14 protein-coding genes are annotated in these 15,695 nt (G+C 65.6%); 10 read left to right on the top strand and 4 right to left on the bottom strand.

Annotated features, from left to right (window positions below):
* Position 1 precedes the first annotated feature (1 nt).
* Entirely contained in the window at positions 2–1,429 is a 1,428-nt protein-coding gene (locus WDX12_RS20515) for a PLP-dependent aminotransferase family protein (protein WP_434721793.1), read from the bottom strand.
* 77 nt (positions 1,430–1,506) lie between these two features.
* Here WDX12_RS20515 and WDX12_RS20510 point away from each other — a divergent pair, with 77 nt between their 5' ends.
* Together WDX12_RS20510 and WDX12_RS20505 are read left to right on the top strand one after the other, a co-directional pair.
* On the top strand, positions 1,507–2,130 hold the full coding sequence (locus WDX12_RS20510) for an FMN-binding negative transcriptional regulator (RefSeq protein WP_434721792.1): 624 nt from the start codon (positions 1,507–1,509) through the stop codon (positions 2,128–2,130).
* A 25-nt stretch (positions 2,131–2,155) separates the two neighbouring features.
* Positions 2,156–2,806, top strand: a complete 651-nt coding sequence (locus WDX12_RS20505; protein WP_434721791.1) for a LysE family translocator — start codon at positions 2,156–2,158, stop codon at positions 2,804–2,806.
* A gap of 21 nt (positions 2,807–2,827) precedes the next feature.
* On the opposite strand, the gene WDX12_RS20500 is transcribed toward WDX12_RS20505, so the two are convergent.
* Entirely contained in the window at positions 2,828–4,153 is a 1,326-nt protein-coding gene (locus WDX12_RS20500; RefSeq protein ID WP_434721790.1) for an aspartate aminotransferase family protein, read from the bottom strand.
* Positions 4,150–5,040 (bottom strand): MurR/RpiR family transcriptional regulator, encoded by an 891-nt coding sequence (locus WDX12_RS20495; protein ID WP_320294887.1) that lies wholly within the window; start codon positions 5,038–5,040, stop codon positions 4,150–4,152. Before WDX12_RS20495 ends, WDX12_RS20500 begins: the two co-directional genes overlap by 4 nt.
* 79 nt (positions 5,041–5,119) lie before the next feature.
* On the opposite strand from WDX12_RS20495, the gene WDX12_RS20490 reads away from it, so the two are divergent.
* From WDX12_RS20490 to WDX12_RS20465, 6 genes are all read left to right on the top strand, one after another.
* On the top strand, positions 5,120–5,947 hold the full coding sequence (locus tag WDX12_RS20490) for a 3-keto-5-aminohexanoate cleavage protein (RefSeq protein WP_434721789.1): 828 nt from the start codon (positions 5,120–5,122) through the stop codon (positions 5,945–5,947).
* A gap of 162 nt (positions 5,948–6,109) precedes the next feature.
* A complete protein-coding gene (gene glnH, locus WDX12_RS20485; protein ID WP_320294885.1) occupies positions 6,110–6,862 on the top strand; it encodes a glutamine ABC transporter substrate-binding protein GlnH in 753 nt (250 codons plus the stop codon).
* Between the two features lie 93 nt (positions 6,863–6,955).
* Positions 6,956–7,612, top strand: coding sequence for a glutamine ABC transporter permease GlnP (glnP, locus tag WDX12_RS20480; RefSeq protein WP_320294884.1), 657 nt, complete (start codon positions 6,956–6,958; stop codon positions 7,610–7,612).
* Complete coding sequence (gene glnQ, locus WDX12_RS20475) at positions 7,609–8,337, top strand: glutamine ABC transporter ATP-binding protein GlnQ (protein WP_320294883.1); 729 nt, start codon at positions 7,609–7,611, stop codon at positions 8,335–8,337. The genes glnP and glnQ overlap by 4 nt, the downstream gene beginning before the upstream one ends.
* Positions 8,327–9,385: a C45 family autoproteolytic acyltransferase/hydolase gene (locus WDX12_RS20470; RefSeq protein WP_434721788.1), complete on the top strand. Its 1,059-nt coding sequence runs from the start codon at positions 8,327–8,329 to the stop codon at positions 9,383–9,385. The genes glnQ and WDX12_RS20470 overlap by 11 nt, the downstream gene beginning before the upstream one ends.
* Before the next feature lie 9 nt (positions 9,386–9,394).
* The gene (locus WDX12_RS20465) at positions 9,395–10,312 is read left to right on the top strand and encodes a MurR/RpiR family transcriptional regulator (protein ID WP_320294881.1); all 918 of its coding nucleotides are present in this window, start codon (positions 9,395–9,397) and stop codon (positions 10,310–10,312) included.
* Positions 10,313–10,337: 25 nt separating this feature from the next.
* Here the strand turns inward: WDX12_RS20465 and WDX12_RS20460 are convergent, their stop codons facing one another.
* Positions 10,338–11,861 (bottom strand): helicase HerA-like C-terminal domain-containing protein, encoded by a 1,524-nt coding sequence (locus WDX12_RS20460; protein WP_434721787.1) that lies wholly within the window; start codon positions 11,859–11,861, stop codon positions 10,338–10,340.
* 250 nt (positions 11,862–12,111) lie between these two features.
* Here WDX12_RS20460 and WDX12_RS20455 point away from each other — a divergent pair, with 250 nt between their 5' ends.
* Positions 12,112–13,554: a methylmalonyl-CoA mutase subunit beta gene (locus tag WDX12_RS20455; protein WP_434721786.1), complete on the top strand. Its 1,443-nt coding sequence runs from the start codon at positions 12,112–12,114 to the stop codon at positions 13,552–13,554.
* The gene (gene scpA, locus WDX12_RS20450; RefSeq protein WP_434721785.1) at positions 13,551–15,674 is read left to right on the top strand and encodes a methylmalonyl-CoA mutase; all 2,124 of its coding nucleotides are present in this window, start codon (positions 13,551–13,553) and stop codon (positions 15,672–15,674) included. The genes WDX12_RS20455 and scpA overlap by 4 nt, the downstream gene beginning before the upstream one ends.
* Positions 15,675–15,695: the final 21 nt, after the last annotated feature.

The following is a 15,695-nucleotide window of genomic DNA, read 5'->3' as shown; positions in this document are numbered from 1 at the left end:
GTCAGCGGTGCTCGGCCAATATGGCGGCCAGCACTGCAACGCCGCGGCGCAACGCATCCGAGTCCAGCCCGGCATAGCCAAGAATGAAGCCGGCCGTTTCCGGTCGCGGCCCGCTCGGATCGTAAAGCGGCGACACGGGATAGAGGCCTATCCCCGCCGCGCGCGCCGCGGCGATGATAGCCGGTTCACGTCCGGCATCGATACCGTTCATCCAGGCGACGACATGCAGGCCGGTATCGGCTCCCGCGACAGTGACCCCTGGCCCCAGATGTTCAGTCAAAGCCTGCAGCAAGACCTGTCTGCGCTCGGCGTTCTTCCTGCGGATGCTGCGCACGTGGCGCTCGTAGGCGCCGCTCGCCAGCAACTCGGCCAGCACGTCCTGTTCCAGCATCGGCGCGTGCCGGTCGGTCAGGCGCTTGGCCTCGGCGAACGCCCGGCGCAGGCTGGCGGGGACGACGAGATAGCCGAGCCTCAAGGTCGGCGAGAGCGTCTTGGACAGCGTACCGACATAGATGACGCTATCCGCGTCGAGCGCCTGCAGCGGCGGGATGGGACTGATGTCGTGACGGTATTCGCCGTCATAGTCGTCCTCCACCACATAGGCCCCCGCGCCGGCTGCCCAGGCCAGCAGCGCCCGCCGCCGCGTTGCCGAAAGCACGCCGCCGAGCGGAAACTGATGCGAAGGCGTCACATAGGCGAGACGGGCCGGCGGCAGCGCGTCCGTCCTTAGCCCATCCGCGTCGACAGGAACGGGGACGGCAATGCCTCCCGCCGCCACAAAGGCGTGGCGTGCCAGCAGATAACCCGGGTTCTCGATCACGAAGGGGTCGCCGGGATCGAGCAGCAGTCGCGCGCAGAGGTCCAGCCCCTGCTGCGAGCCGTTGACGATGACGATCTGGTCGGTCGTGCAATTGATGCCGCGCGCCCGCCAGAGATAGGCCTGGAGCGCGTTGCGCAGAACGGAAGACCCCTGAGGATCGCCATAGCGCAGCCGCGCGGGGCGCCGCAGGATGGCCTTGCTCGACGCCCGCCGCCAGGCCAGCACCGGGAAGTCCGCCCCGGACAAGTCGCCGTAGCGGAAATCCGCAATCCTGGCCGGCTGCGCCAACGCCGTTGGAGGCAGGGTCAGCAACCGTTGTGCGAAGGCCGAGAGGTTGCGCGGCGAAATGGTCGCGACGGGCGCCTTTCCAGACTTCCGCTCCAGCCCCGGGGCAACGACGGCGCGCTGGCCATGCCGGATGATCAGATAGCCTTCGGCGTCGAGCTGATTGTAGGCGGCCGTGACCGTGGTGCGCGAGGCGCCCCATTCGGCGGCAAAGGCCCGTGTCGACGGCAGCCGATCGCCGGGCCGATAGGTGCCGCTGTGGATTTGCTCCTTGATCGCCGCGATGATCCGCCGCGCGACGCCATCCTGCTCCAACTGGACCACACAAAACCTTCAAAACTGGATATTCCAAGCAAGCCAGACATCCGGCATCTTTTCCTGCAACGCAAGGAGTTTCGCCAATGTACACACCGCCCGCCTTTCGCGACGACGATCACCGGAGTCTCAGGGCCACAATCCGCGCGGCACGGCTGGCAATTCTGGTTACGGCCACGGCGGAAGGGCCGCTGGCGACGAATTTGCCGCTTTTGCTGGATGAGAACGAGGGCGAGCATGGCGTGATCTACGGCCATGTCGCCAAGGCGAACCCGCATTGGCGGGTGCCCCCGGTGGGCGAGGCCCTTGCGATGTTCATGGGGCCGGATGCCTATGTGACGCCAGCCTGGTACCAGACCAAGCAGGAGACCGGGAAGGTCGTCCCGACCTGGAACTATGTCGCCGTCCATGCCCACGGGCCGATCGAGTTCTTCGACGATGCCGACAGGCTGCTCGAGGTCGTCACGCGCCTGACCAACCTGCATGAAGGCGAGCGCGCCGCGCCCTGGGCCGTGTCGGATGCGCCGGCGGATTTCATCCAGTCGCAGCTGAAGGGCATTGTCGGCCTGCGCATGCCGATCACGCGGCTCGAAGGCAAGCGCAAGATGAGCCAGAACCGCAACGAGGCCGATCGCGCCGGTGTCGTGTCCGGCCTGTCATCGAGCGACCGTCCGTCGGACCGCGAGGTCGCGCCGCTCATTCCGTTGTGAAACCCTATTCCCTGACGAGTTCGTCATGCCGGATTTTAGCCAGTTCGCCTTGTACTTCGCCGCGGCATTCCTGCTCGCGATCACGCCCGGCCCGGGCATCTTTTATGTCGCGGCACGCACGCTGGCCGGAGGTCGCGCCGAAGGCATTGCCTCGAGTTTCGGGACCGGCCTGGGCGGCATGGTCCATGTGCTGGCCGGCAGCCTGGGCGTTTCGGCAATCGTGCTTGCCAGCGCGGAGCTGTTCACGGCGCTGAAGCTGATCGGCGCCGTCTACCTCGTCTGGCTGGGCTTTCGCACGTTCCAGGCCGCGCGCCGCGAGGCGAAGACGATGCTGGAAGGCGGGACGCCGACGCCCGCCGTCGGTGCGCGACGCGCGTTTCGCGAAGGCGTGCTGGTCGAGGCACTGAACCCCAAGACGGCCGCCTTCTTCCTGGCCTTCATTCCGCAGTTCGTGAATCTCGGCGCCGGCCACGTTGCCCTGCAGTTCATGGTTCTCGGCTTCATATCGGTGACGCTCAACACGCTGGCCGATGTCGTGGTCGCTTTTGCGGCGAGCCGAATCCGGGAAAGCGCGACCGGGCGCTCAGGCGCGATCCGCCGCCTGCGGGAGGCGTCAGGCGGCGCGTTGATCGCGCTTGGCATTGGTCTCGCCATAGCCAAGCGCCCTGCCCTCTGATTGCCTGGCCACGCTGATACTTTAGCTGCGCAAAGCCTCGCTGACGGCGTCGTCGAGGCGTTCGACGATCGCGTCGATGGCCGCGACGTCGCAGATGAAGGGCGGCGCGAGCAGCACGTGATCGCCGTTGGCTCCGTCGATCGTGCCGCCCATGGGATAGACGAGAAGACCGTTCGCCATGGCGGCCTTCTTGATGCGCGCATGCAGCTTCCGTTTCGGATCGAAAGGCTGCTTCGTCGAACGGTCCTCGACCAATTCGACGCCCATGAACAGGCCGCGGCCGCGAATGTCGCCGATATGGGGATGGTTGCCGAAGCGCTCGCCAAGCCGGCGCGCCAGATGCGCGCCCATGGCTCTCACATTGTCGAGCAGCCTGTCGCGGGCAATGACTTCCTGAACGGCGAGCGCCGCAGCGCAGGCCATCGGATGGCAGATATAGGTGTGGCCGTGCTGGAAGAGGCCTGAGCCATTGGCGAAGGCGTCGAAGATTTTCCGGCTGAGCAGCACCGCGCCGATCGGCTGATAGCCGCCGCCCAGGCCCTTGGCGATCGTCATCAGGTCGGGAGCGACGCCATCCTGCTCGCAGGCATGCAGCGTTCCGGTGCGGCCCATGCCGCACATCACCTCGTCGAGGATCAGGAGCACGCCGTAACGATCGCAGATGTCGCGGATGCGGCGCAAGTAATCCGCCACCGGCGGCACGGCGCCCGCCGTCGCGCCGACCACCGTCTCGGCGACAAAGGCCATGACCGTCTCCGGTCCGAGCTCAATGATCTTGTCTTCCAGCGCCTGCGCCGCGCGAGCCGCATAATCTTCATCGGTCTCCCCGGCTTCCTGGAAGCGATAGGCGAAACATGGGTCGACGTGATGGGTTTCGATGAGCAGCGGCCGGAACTGGGCGCGGCGCCATTCGTTGCCGCCGGTCGCGAGCGCGCCGAGCGTGTTGCCGTGATAGCTCTGCTTGCGCGCGATGACGTTGCGACGCTGCGGCTGGCCGACCTCGACGAAACACTGCCGCGCCATCTTGAGCGCCGCCTCGACCGCCTCCGAGCCGCCGGAAACGAAATAGGCATGGCTGATGCCGGCCGGTGCGTCGGCGACGAGCCGGTCGGCCAAGGCTTCGGCGACGTCGCTGGTGAAGAAGCTGGTATGGGCGTAGGCCAGCGTGTCGGCCTGCCGGTGCATGGCGGCGATGACATCGGGATGGCCGTGGCCGAGGCAGGAAACGGCGGCGCCGCCGGAGGCGTCGATATAGGCGCGCCCATTGCCGTCGAAGAGCTCGATGCCCTTGCCGCCGCTGGCGACGGGGAGCACGGCGTTAATCTGGCGATGCAGGATATGGGTCATGATTTCCTCCGGCCGCGCGGCGGCAAGATGTGGATGTCGAGTTGGGAGAGCTGATCCTCGGTGCGGCGAATGGCGGCAAGCGCCTTGTCCCCGCCCTTGCCGGCGATCAGCGCCGCCAGGATCTCGCCGACGACAAAGGCCGGCGCCATGGCATGGAAGAAGGACGGGCTTTCCGTGGGCACGAGTACCGACAGGGCAGCCAAGCCGACGAGCGGTGACACGGCGCTGTCGGTCAGCGCGATCACCGGCACACCACCAGCCGCCGCGCGGCGGGCAAGATCGACGGTCAGCCTGGTGTAGGGTGCGACGCTGACAACGAACAGGACGTCTTCGGCGGTCGCGAGGCGAATGGCGTCGGTGCCGGCTCCCGATGCACCGTCCAGCATCACCGCCTTCTCGCCGAGGAAGGACATGACGTAGGAAAAATGCGCGACGACCGGGTGGCTGGAGCGCAGCCCGAGGCAGAATATCCGACGCGCCGCGTGGAGCCGCTCTGCCGCCGCCGCAAGCGTGTCGAGTTGTTCGGGTTCGCCAAGCCTTGCGATCTGCTCCGCCAGCGACCGCACCATCTCGCCGGCCAACGCCCGGTCGCCAACTTCCTGCTGGTGCGCGAGCTGTGTGCCCGCCTTGCCGGCGAAGCCAAGCTCGCCCTGCCGCATGGCATTGGCGTAAAGCGAGCGCAGCGGCTCGTAGCCGTCGAAGCCCAGCCGCTTGGCCAGGCGCACCATCGTCCAGGGCTGCAGGCCGGCGCGGCGCGCCTGCTCGCGCATCGACAACAGCGCGACGTCCTCGGGATTGTCGAGAAGATAGCGGGCAGCGCCCTGCAACTGCGAGGGCAAGCTTTCGAAGACCTCGACAATGGCATCGGTGAGCGGCGCGCGGATCATGCCGCAACCATAGACGCACATGCAGGATCATGCAATATATGTGGCATATATTGAATCTTTGCAACAAATGGAGCAATCGATGCCGGATCAAAATCGGGTCGCGATCGCCGTGGCGCCGAACGGCGGACGACGCACGAAGGCCGACCATCCTGCCCTGCCGATCAGCCCGGACGAGTTGGCGCATGTGGCGGCCGCCTCGCTCGATGCGGGCGCCGCCATGATCCATGTCCATGTCCGCGACCGCGACGGACGCCACCTGCTCGATGCCGAGGCCTACCGGGCGGCGATAGCGGCGATCAGGACGGGTGTCGGCGACAGGCTCGTCCTCCAGATCACCAGCGAGGCCTTGGGTCTCTATCGGCCCGAACAGCAGATGCGGGTGGTGCTGGAAGTACGCCCCGAAGCGGTTTCGCTGGCCTTGCGCGAGCTCGTGCCTGACCAAACGCATGAAGCGGCTTTCGCCGCCTTCCTCGAACAGTTGCGCAAAGAGAAGGTCGCACCGCAGATCATCCTCTATACGCCCGAGGAGGCGACCTATCTGGCGACGCTCAAGCAGCGCGGCCACATCCCCTTCGACAATCTGCCGGTTCTCTATGTGCTCGGCCGCTACACGGTCGGGCAGAAATCCTCCCCCGCCGACCTGTTGCCGTTCCTGGCGCCCGGCAGTCCGTCCTTCGGCCATTGGATGGCCTGCGCCTTCGGCGGCCAGGAGACGGCCTGCGTGACGGCAGCCGTGCTGCTCGGCGGACATGCGCGCGTCGGCTTCGAGAACAATCTTTTCCTGCCCGACGGAGCCCTGGCTGCCGGAAATCAGGATCTCGTAGCGGCCACAAGGCGGACAGTCGAAGCCTGCGGACTCCCCCTCGCCAGCGCAGACTCGCTTAGAGGCCAGTGGGGCGGCGCCTGAAGCATCTGAAGTTTGCTGACGGGCATCGCCGGCTGGCTCACTCCATTGCCACGTTTTGCAAATATCAAATGCATTCTGTTTAAAAATGCATTTTCAATTTGCGATACTGGCTTGGCGGTGTTACGCTTCCCAGGCAATTCCAACAAAAAGGGGAACCCGAAAATGAAGTTCGCACTTGCAAGCCTGACCGCCGCCGCGGCGCTCGCGGCAACGCTGGCGTTCGGCCAGCCGGCCTTTGCCGACGACCTGATCGTGGCAACGGACACCGCCTTCGTTCCGTTCGAATTCAAGGAAGGCGACAAATATGTCGGCTTCGACATCGACCTGTGGGCCGCGATCGCCAAGGATATCGGCGTGACCTACACGCTGCAGCCGATGGACTTCAACGGCATCATCCCGGCGCTGCAGACCAAGCAGGTCGATGTCGGGCTGGCCGGCATCACCATCAAGGACGAGCGCAAGAAGGTCATCGACTTTTCCGACGGCTATTACGACAGCGGCTTCCTTTTGATGGTGCCGGTCGACAGCACGATCAAGGGTCCGGATGATCTCGTCGGCAAGACGCTTGCCGTGAAGACCGGCACGTCGGCGACCGACTATGCCAAGGAGCACTTCAAGGGCACGGAGCTGCGCCTGTTCCCGAACAGCGACAACGCCTATCTCGAGGTCGCGACCGGACGCGCCGACGCCGCCATGCATGACACGCCAAACGTGCTCTACTACATCAAGACCAACGGCCAGGGGAAAGTGAAGACCGTCGGCCCGCAGATGATGGCGCAGCAATATGGCATCGCCTTCCCGAAGGGCAGCCCGCTCGTCGCCAAGGTCAATGCCTCGATCACCAAGCTGAAGGCCAACGGCACTTACGCCGACATCTACAAGAAGTGGTTCGGCGCCGAGCCGCCGAAGAGCTGATCACAAGGGTTCCCCTTGGATCTGATCACCGGGTTCCCTGGATCTCCTGGCGCGCCGGCATGGCCGGCGTGCCTTCCCTGAAGGATGGCTCTCATGGATTTCGACTGGTCCGTCATCTGGCAGGCCCTGCCGGAGCTGTTTAAAGGCGCCCGCCTCACCGTGCTGATCGCGCTCGCCGGGCTCGCCGGCGGGCTGGTGATCGGCTTTGCCGCCGGGCTGGCGCGCGCCTACGGCAACATCGTGCTCAACGCCATCGCCATGATCTATGTCGAGATCATTCGCGGCACCCCGATCATCGTGCAGGTGATGTTCATCTATTTCGCGCTGCCGATCCTGGCGGATGTCCGCATCAACCCGCTGGCCGCCGCCATCATGGCGATCATCATCAATGCCGGTGCCTATATCGCCGAGATCGTGCGCGGCGCCTTCCTTTCGGTGCATCGCGGATTACGCGAGGCAGGTCTGGCGCTCGGCCTGCCATTCTGGAAAGTGCTTTTCTACATTATCGGTCCGCTCGCCTTCCGCCGCATGATCCCGGCGCTGGGCAACCAGTTCATCGTCAGCCTGAAGGATACCTCGCTGTTCATCGTCATCGGCGTCGGCGAACTCACCCGGCAAGGCCAGGAAATCATGGCGGCCAACTTCCGCGCCGTCGAGATCTGGTCGGCCGTGGCGATGTTCTACCTGATCATGACCGGCACGCTTACGCTCATCCTCAGGCTGACCGAAAAGAGGATGCGCATCCTGTGAGCATCGTGGCGTTCGAGAAAGTCACCAAGCGCTTCGGCCAGGTCACCATACTCGACCAGGTGGATCTGTCGATCGAGCCCGGCGAGAAGGTCGTCCTGATCGGTCCCTCCGGCTCCGGCAAATCGACGCTACTTCGCTGCATCAATGCGCTGGAGGAGATCAATGGCGGCGACCTCGTCGTCGACGGCATCAGCGTCAAGTCCGGCGGCCGCAAGGTCCGCCTGATCCGCCAGGAAGCCGGCATGGTCTTCCAGCAGTTCAACCTGTTTCCGCAGATGACGGCGATCGAGAACGTCGCCTTCGGCCCGCGCCGCGTGCGTGGCGAAACGCGGCAGGAGGCACGCAAGCAGGCGCTGGAAATGCTTGCCAAGGTCGGCCTTGCCGATCGCGCGCATCACTATCCGAGCGAGCTTTCCGGTGGCCAGCAGCAGCGCGTTGCCATCGCGCGTGCGCTTGCCGTCAAGCCGAAGCTGATGCTGTTCGACGAGCCGACCTCGGCGCTCGACCCCGAATTGCGGCATGAGGTCCTGCGCGTGATGCAGGCGCTGGCCGAGGAAGGCATGACGATGATCGTCGTCACCCACGAGATGGCCTTTGCCCGCAAGGTCGGAACCAGGCTGATCTTCATGGAAGGCGGCAAGATCGCCGTCGACGGCGAGCCGCGGGAGCTGCTTGCAAACCCGCAAAATCCGCGCTTGAAAGAGTTTCTCCAGCATGTCGCATGATGCCGGCCGCCGGCTTTCCTTCATCGATGTCGCGGGGTCGCCCTATGATGTCGGGGCCGCCCTCGGGCGCTTCGGCCGGACGGCGCTCAACGACCATTTCCAGACGTCGGCCGCATGGCGCGAGCTCAGCACGCGGCGCGCCGATCCGCGCATCGGCACGATGGCGACGATCGTGCGGGAACGGTTTCCACGATACTGGGCCGAACTACAGGGCCTCGCCGCCGGGCTCGAATTGGCTTTCGACGACGTCTTCCTGTGGAACTGCCGCGGCGACATCTGGGCAATGGCGCCGGATGGCTGCACGACCGTGCAATTGCCTGGCTCACCCCATGTCATCGGCCACAATGAGGATGGCGACCCTGATTTCGCCGGCCACTGCGCGCTGGCCCATGTGACGTCCGAGGGCGGCAATCAGTTCACCGCCTTCGTCTATCCCGGCTCGCTGCCCGGGCATACGTTCGCGGCGACATCGGCGGGGCTGCTGCAGACGGTCAACAACATCAGGCCGCTGGCCGGCGGCGCGGGAGTGCCGCGCATGGTGCTTGCCCGCGCCGTGCTCGACGCACCGGACCTCGACGCGGCGATGGCCCTGCTCAGATCGGCGCCGCGCGCCGGCGCCTTTCACCTGACCCTGGCGCAGGCGGGCGACGAGCGGCTGCTCAGCGTCGAGTTCACCGCCCAAGCCCTGTCAATCGATCGCGTGGAAGCGGCGCGTGTCCACTCGAACCACCTCATCCATGCCGACACCGGGCGAATGTCGCAGATCGTCACCGGCTCGTCCGGCGTGCGCCAGCGCCGAGGCGAAGCGCTGCTGGATCAGACGCCTCACTCTGAACCGCAGGGCCGCGCGCTCGGCATATTGTGGGACGCGGCCGACCCGGAGCTGCCGATCTATCGCACCGACCCCGCCGATAGCGATGTCGAGAACACGCTTGCCAGCGCTGTCTTCCGCGTCGGGGCTGACAAGGTGGAGTGGGCTGTCTACGATGCAGCATACGAAGCAGCGCGCTTTGAGATGCGGGAGGGGCTGGTCCCTGTCGCGGGGTAAGCAGGAACGATGCCAGAGGAAGCCGTTGCGGAGCCGCCGCGCACCATCGAGGATCTGAGGGCACTGGCGCTCTCGGTCGGCCGCGACGAAGCAGGCTTTTCCCTCGGCTCCAAGGCGCATGATGTCTTCGCCAAGCTGGTCGAGGCGCCAGAGCAATCGGCCGTCCGCACCATCTCGGAACTCGCCGATCAGTTCGGCATCAATCCGTCGACGCTGACCAGGCTGGCGAAGCGTCTCGGCTTCGAAGGTTTCAGCGATTTCCAGGCGGTCTTCCGCAAGGCCATCGCCAACGACCAGCAATATTTCTACAGCCGCCAGGCCGGAAGGCTGATGGCGACGCCATCGGCGGGCGGCGCCGAAATCGAGGTCTTCGAGCAGTTGGCGCGCGAAACGGCGGCGAATGTCGACGGCTTCCTCGGCCAGTTGGACAGCGCCTCGCTGAAGGGCGCGACCGCGCTGCTGGCCAGCGCGCGCCGCGTGCGCGTCCACGGCGTTCGCCAGTTCCATTCGCTGGCGAGCTTCCTCACCTATTGCCTGGGCATGGTGCGCTCGGACGTGGCGCTTCTGGACGCGCCGCGCCTCGGCGTCGCCGAAGCCCTGTCACAGCTTGAGCCGGGCGACGTCGTCATCATCGCCAGTTGCGCGCCCTATACGCGCAGCGTCGCCGAGGTCGGCCGCGTTGCCGCGGCAAACGGCCAGAGCGTGATCGCGATCACCGATTCCCGATCCTCGCCGCTCGTACCTCCGGCCGAGCATGCCTTCTTCATTCCGCATGCCAGCAGCTTCTATTCGAACAGCATGGGCGCCTATGTCGTGTTTTGCGAGGCGCTGCTCAACCTTGTCGCCCGCGAGCTGGGCGACAAGGCGCTGAACTCGCTGGCCGGGCGCGAGCGGCTGATCGCCGAGATGAACATCGAGATCGGCTGAGCGCCGCCCTGGTTGCGACGCGACCCTACCGCCCCCGGGCCAGGCTCCCCAAAATGCCGCGCACGATGGCGCGGCCGACGGAGGAGCCGACCGAGCGGACCACCGACTTGATGGCGGCTTCGGCCACGGTCTGGCGGTTGGAAGACCGCCGGTTGCCTGTTCCCAAAACATCGTCGAAGCCGGGAATGGTCCAGCGCGAGCCGCCGCTGTTCTGCTGCTTTGCCTGCGCCTCGGCATCCTGCGCCTCCTTGGCCTTCTTCTGCAGCATTTCGAAGGCCGATTCGCGGTCGACGACCCGGTCGTACTGGCCGGCGACGGGGCTCTCGGCGATGATCTTGCGGCGCTCGTCGGGCTTGATCGGGCCGAGCCGTGAGGACGGCGGGCGGATCAGCGTGCGCTGGACCATGGCCGGCACGCCCTTGTCCTCCAGCATCGAGACCAGCGCTTCGCCGGTGGCGAGCTGGGTGATCGCGGTGGCGCAGTCGAAATCGGGGTTGGGCCGGAACGTCTCGGCGGCCGTGCGCACCGCCTGCTGCTCGCGCGGCGTATAGGCGCGCAGCGCGTGCTGGACGCGATTGCCGAGCTGGGCGAGCACCTTTTCGGGAATATCGAGCGGGTTCTGGGTGACGAAATAGACGCCGACGCCCTTGGAACGGATCAGCCGCACCACCTGCTCGACGCGGTCGATCAGCACTTTCGGCGCGTCCTCGAACAACAGATGGGCCTCGTCGAAGAAGAACACCAGCTTGGGCCTGTCGAGATCGCCGACCTCGGGCAGTTCCTCGAACAGCTCCGACATCAGCCAGAGCAGGAAGGTGGCGTAGAGCCTGGGATTCATCATCAGCTTGTCGGCGGCCAGAACGCTGATCGCGCCACGGCCGTCGCGCGTGGTGCGCATGATGTCGGCGATGCGCAGCGCCGGCTCGCCGAAGAAGTTCGCGGCGCCTTGGCTCTCGAGCACCAGGAGTGTGCGCTGGATGGCGCCGACCGACGGCTTGGTGACATTGCCGTAGCGCGCGCTGAGCTGGTCGGCGCGATCGGCCATGTTGGCGAGCAGCGCCTGCAGATCCTTGAGATCGAGCAGCAGCAGCCCCTCTTCATCGGCGATGCGGAAGGCGATGTTCATGACGCCCTCCTGCGCTTCCGTGAGGTTCATCAGCCGCGACAAAAGCAACGGCCCCATTTCCGAGATGGTGGCGCGAATCGGATGGCCCTGCTCACCGAACAGATCCCAGAAGATGACCGGGAATTCCTGGAACTGATAGGGATCGAGCTTCACCTCTCCGGCGCGCTTGACCAGGAAATCCTTGGCCTCGCCCATCATGGATATGCCGGAAAGGTCGCCCTTGATGTCGGCGCAGAAGACAGGCACGCCGGCATTCGAAAAGCCCTCGGCAAGGATCTGCAGGCTGACGGTCTTGCCGGTGCCCGTGGCTCCGGTGACAAGGCCGTGGCGGTTGCCGTAACGCAGCAGCAACTCTTCGGCGCGCTGGTAGGAATCGTCGGGTTTGCGGCTGGCACCGATGAAGATGCTGGTCTCGTCAACCATATCCGGTCTCCGCAATCTGTTCCGCTCAAAGGCCTCAACCCGAGGTATAGTAACGCCAGCCGCATGCGGCAATGCCCGGTATCGATTTGGGGCGCAGCGAATTTGGCCTTTGGCGCTTGCGGATTGCGCGCATGTTTGGCAATCGGTTGGCAGGCCGCGAGAGAACCCGGCCGGATGACGCATTGTGATATCCGGTTCCTGACCTTAAATTGGCTGGCCCGGCAGATGCGGCCGAGAAGCGAGGAGAGCGATGGGCGCCGGCGCCTTGACCAGGGATGTCGACCTTCCGAACCCGGACGCCAAGCGTTGGCAGGCGCTGGCGGAAAAGGCGCTTGCCGGCGGTTCCTTCGAGGAAAAACTCGTCTCGCACACCGATGACGGCATCCGTATCGAACCGCTCAGCCAACGTTCGACATCCGCCGAGCCATTGCCGCGCACAAATCCGACCGCGCCCTGGATCGTCAGCCAGCGCGTCGACGACCCGGACATTGCCCGAGCCAGCGCGCAAGCCCTGGAAGACATCGAGCAGGGAGCGACCGGCCTGTCACTGGTTTTCGAGGGCGCGCCGAATGCCTTCGGCTACGGCCTGCCGCGCACCGCGGAAGCGCTGGAAAGGGTGCTCGACGGTGTGCCGCTCAACCGCGTGCAGGTGCGCATCGACGCGCATCCCTGGAGCCGCGCGGTGGCCGACTGGCTGCTCGCTTTCCTGAGCCGCCGCCGCTCCGATCCGACCAAACTCAACCTTTCCTTCGGCATCGACCCGGCGGCGATCTTCGCCGGCACCGGGCGGTTGCGCACCTCGATCGAGGCGCTGCAGGAATCGATGCCGCAATCGCTGGCGCATTTCTTCTCGATGGGCGTGCCGGGCGTGCTGCTCGAGGCCGACGGCCGCGTCTTCCACAATGCCGGCGCCACCGAGGCGCAGGAGCTCGGCACGATGATGGCCTCCGTCGTGTCCTATCTCAGGATGTTCGAGAAGGCGCGCCAGCCGCTCGTCTATGCAGCCCCCCATATCGGCTTCGCGCTCAGCGTCGACCAGGACCAGTTCCTGTCGATGGCCAAGGTGCGGGCGCTGCGCAAGCTGTGGACGCGCATCCAGGAAGCCTGCTCGATTCCGGCCTCGACCGCCAGCGTCCATGCCGAGACCTCATATCGCATGATGACGATGGCCGACCCGGAAACCAATATCCTGCGCACGGCGATCGCGGCCTTCGCGGCGGCAACCGGCGGCGCCGATTCGGTCTCGATCCTGCCGCACACGATCGCGCATGGGCTGCCGGCCGGCTTTGCCCGCCGCGTCGCCCGCAACGCCCAGCTCATCATAGCAGAGGAGAGCCATATCGGCCATGTTGTCGACCCCGCCAGCGGCTCGGGCGCGGTCGAGGCGCTGACCGACGGTCTCTGCGCTGCGGCCTGGGAAGAATTCCAGCGCATCGAGGCCGAAGGCGGCGTGCTCGCCAGCCTGCAGCAGGGCTATATCCAGAATCGCGTGCAAACCGCCGCCGCCAAGCGCAACGGCGCTTATCGGTCGGGCGAACGCGGCATTGTCGGCACGACGCTTTACCGCGTCGGAACGGAGCGCCCGGTCGAGTCTCTGCCGCAGGAGCGGTGCCCGGCCCTGACCGAAGGCGTCGCGACCTGCGAGCCGCTGTTTCCGGTGCGCATCGATCAGTCGATCGGAGCCGGATCATGATCCCGGATTTCAGCCAGATCGGCTGGTCGGCGCCACGTCGCGCGCCGGTCGAGCTCAAAGGCCAGCGGATGACGCCGGAGGGCATCGCCGTAAAACATCTTTACACGCAAGGCGACCTCGAGGGGCTCGCCAATCTCGACACCTATCCGGGCATGCCGCCCTTCGTGCGCGGCCCCTACCCCACCATGTATGTCCAGCAACCCTGGACGATCCGGCAATATGCCGGGTTCTCGACGGCGGAGGAATCCAACGCCTTCTACCGGCGCAACCTCGCCGCCGGCCAGAAAGGCCTGTCGGTTGCCTTCGATCTCGCCACGCATCGCGGCTATGACAGCGACCACCCACGCGTCGCCGGCGATGTCGGCATGGCGGGCGTGGCGATCGATTCCATCCTCGACATGCGCCAGCTGTTCGACGGCATTCCGCTGAACGAGATGACGGTATCGATGACCATGAACGGCGCCGTGCTGCCGATCATGGCGCTGTACATCGTCGCGGCGGAGGAGCAGGGCGTCGCGCAGAAGGATCTCACTGGCACCATTCAGAACGACATTCTGAAGGAGTTCATGGTCCGCAACACCTACATCTATCCGCCGAAACCTTCGATGCGGATCGTGTCGGACATCTTTGCCTACACCTCCAGGCATATGCCGAAATTCAACTCGATCTCGATCTCCGGCTACCACATGCAGGAAGCCGGCGCGACCGCCGATCTCGAGCTTGCCTACACGATCGCCGACGGCATCGAATATGCGCGCGCGGGCGTTGCGGGAGGCCTCGACATCGACCGCTTCGCGCCGCGCCTCTCCTTCTTCTGGGCGATCGGCATGAACTTCTTCATGGAGGTCGCCAAGCTCAGGGCCGCAAGGCTGCTCTGGTCGAGCCTGATGAAGAAGAATTTCGCGCCGAAGGACGAGCGCTCGCTGTCGCTGCGCACCCATTGCCAGACGTCCGGCTGGTCGCTGACGGCGCAGGACCCCTACAACAACATCACCCGCACCATGATCGAAGCGATGGCGGCGACGCAGGGACATACGCAGTCGCTGCACACCAATTCCTTCGACGAGGCGATGGCGCTGCCGACCGACCATTCGGCGCGCATCGCCCGCAACACGCAGCTCATCCTGCAGAAGGAATCCGGCACCACGCGCATGATCGATCCGTGGGGCGGCTCGGCCTATGTCGAGCGGCTGACGCATGACCTGGCGGCGCGCGCGCTTGCCCATATCGAGGAAGTCGAGAGCCTCGGCGGCATGGCGGCGGCGATCGAGAAAGGCATTCCGAAGCTGCGCATCGAGGAAGCCGCCGCCCGCACCCAGGCGCGCATCGATTCCGGCGAGCAAATTCTGGTCGGCGTCAACGCGCATCGCCCCGAGGCCGATATCGAAGTCGATGTCTTGAAGATCGACAATGCCGAGGTGAAGGCCCGGCAGTTGGCGAAGCTGCAGCGGCTCAAGGGCACGCGCGACGTCGCGGCGCTGGAAGACGCGCTGGCGGCGCTGACCCATGCCGCCGAAGGCAATGAGAACCTACTGGAATTCGCGGTCCGCGCCGCGCGCGCCAACGCCACGGTCGGCGAGATTTCGCTGGCGCTGGAAAAAGTGTTCGGCCGCCATACGGCGGCGGTGCAGACGATCTCGGGCGTCTATCGCGACGCGCTCGGCGACAATCCGGCGCTTGAGCGGTTGCAGGAGAAGATCGACGCGTTCGAGAAGAAATCCGGCGGCAAGCCGCGCATCCTGGTCGCCAAGATGGGCCAGGACGGCCACGACCGCGGCCAGAAGGTGATCGCCAGCGCCTTTGCCGATCTCGGCTTCGACGTGACTGTCGGGCCGATGTTCCAGACGCCGGACGAGATCGCGAAGCTTGCGGTGCAGCACGACGTCGACATCATCGGCGCCTCCTCCTTGGCCGCCGGGCACCTGACGCTGATCCCCGAGCTCAAGGAAGCGCTGAAGAAGCTCGGCCATGCCGACATGCTGATCGTCGCCGGCGGCGTCATCCCGCCGCAGGATTATGACGCGGTGCTGGCGGCAGGCGCGGCGGAAATCTTCCCGCCGGGGACCGTCATCCCGGAAGCGGCGAACCGGCTGATGGATCGGCTGCTGGCCGATCGGTGAGGCTCTTGCCGATTTGCCTGA

Origin of the sequence: Mesorhizobium sp. RIZ17, from assembly GCF_051127865.1 — a bacterium.
In the GTDB taxonomy this organism is placed as follows: domain Bacteria; phylum Pseudomonadota; class Alphaproteobacteria; order Rhizobiales; family Rhizobiaceae; genus Mesorhizobium; species Mesorhizobium humile.
Note: the sequence above shows the minus strand (reverse complement) of the source record. Positions and strands in the feature narration are given on the sequence as shown.

Bases quoted from the DNA above. Each gene is read 5' to 3' on its own strand.
- WDX12_RS20500 (WP_434721790.1), bottom strand. From the start codon at position 4,153: ATGACCCATATCCTGCATCGCCAGATTAACGCCGTGCTCCCCGTCGCC.
- WDX12_RS20505 (WP_434721791.1), top strand. From the start codon at position 2,156: ATGCCGGATTTTAGCCAGTTCGCCTTGTACTTCGCCGCGGCATTCCTG.
- WDX12_RS20490 (WP_434721789.1), top strand. From the start codon at position 5,120: ATGCCGGATCAAAATCGGGTCGCGATCGCCGTGGCGCCGAACGGCGGA.
- WDX12_RS20465 (WP_320294881.1), top strand. From the start codon at position 9,395: ATGCCAGAGGAAGCCGTTGCGGAGCCGCCGCGCACCATCGAGGATCTG.
- scpA (WP_434721785.1), top strand. From the start codon at position 13,551: ATGATCCCGGATTTCAGCCAGATCGGCTGGTCGGCGCCACGTCGCGCG.
- WDX12_RS20470 (WP_434721788.1), top strand. From the start codon at position 8,327: ATGTCGCATGATGCCGGCCGCCGGCTTTCCTTCATCGATGTCGCGGGG.
- WDX12_RS20510 (WP_434721792.1), top strand. From the start codon at position 1,507: ATGTACACACCGCCCGCCTTTCGCGACGACGATCACCGGAGTCTCAGG.
- WDX12_RS20455 (WP_434721786.1), top strand. From the start codon at position 12,112: ATGGGCGCCGGCGCCTTGACCAGGGATGTCGACCTTCCGAACCCGGAC.
- glnH (WP_320294885.1), top strand. From the start codon at position 6,110: ATGAAGTTCGCACTTGCAAGCCTGACCGCCGCCGCGGCGCTCGCGGCA.
- WDX12_RS20460 (WP_434721787.1), bottom strand. From the start codon at position 11,861: ATGGTTGACGAGACCAGCATCTTCATCGGTGCCAGCCGCAAACCCGAC.
- glnP (WP_320294884.1), top strand. From the start codon at position 6,956: ATGGATTTCGACTGGTCCGTCATCTGGCAGGCCCTGCCGGAGCTGTTT.
- WDX12_RS20495 (WP_320294887.1), bottom strand. From the start codon at position 5,040: ATGATCCGCGCGCCGCTCACCGATGCCATTGTCGAGGTCTTCGAAAGC.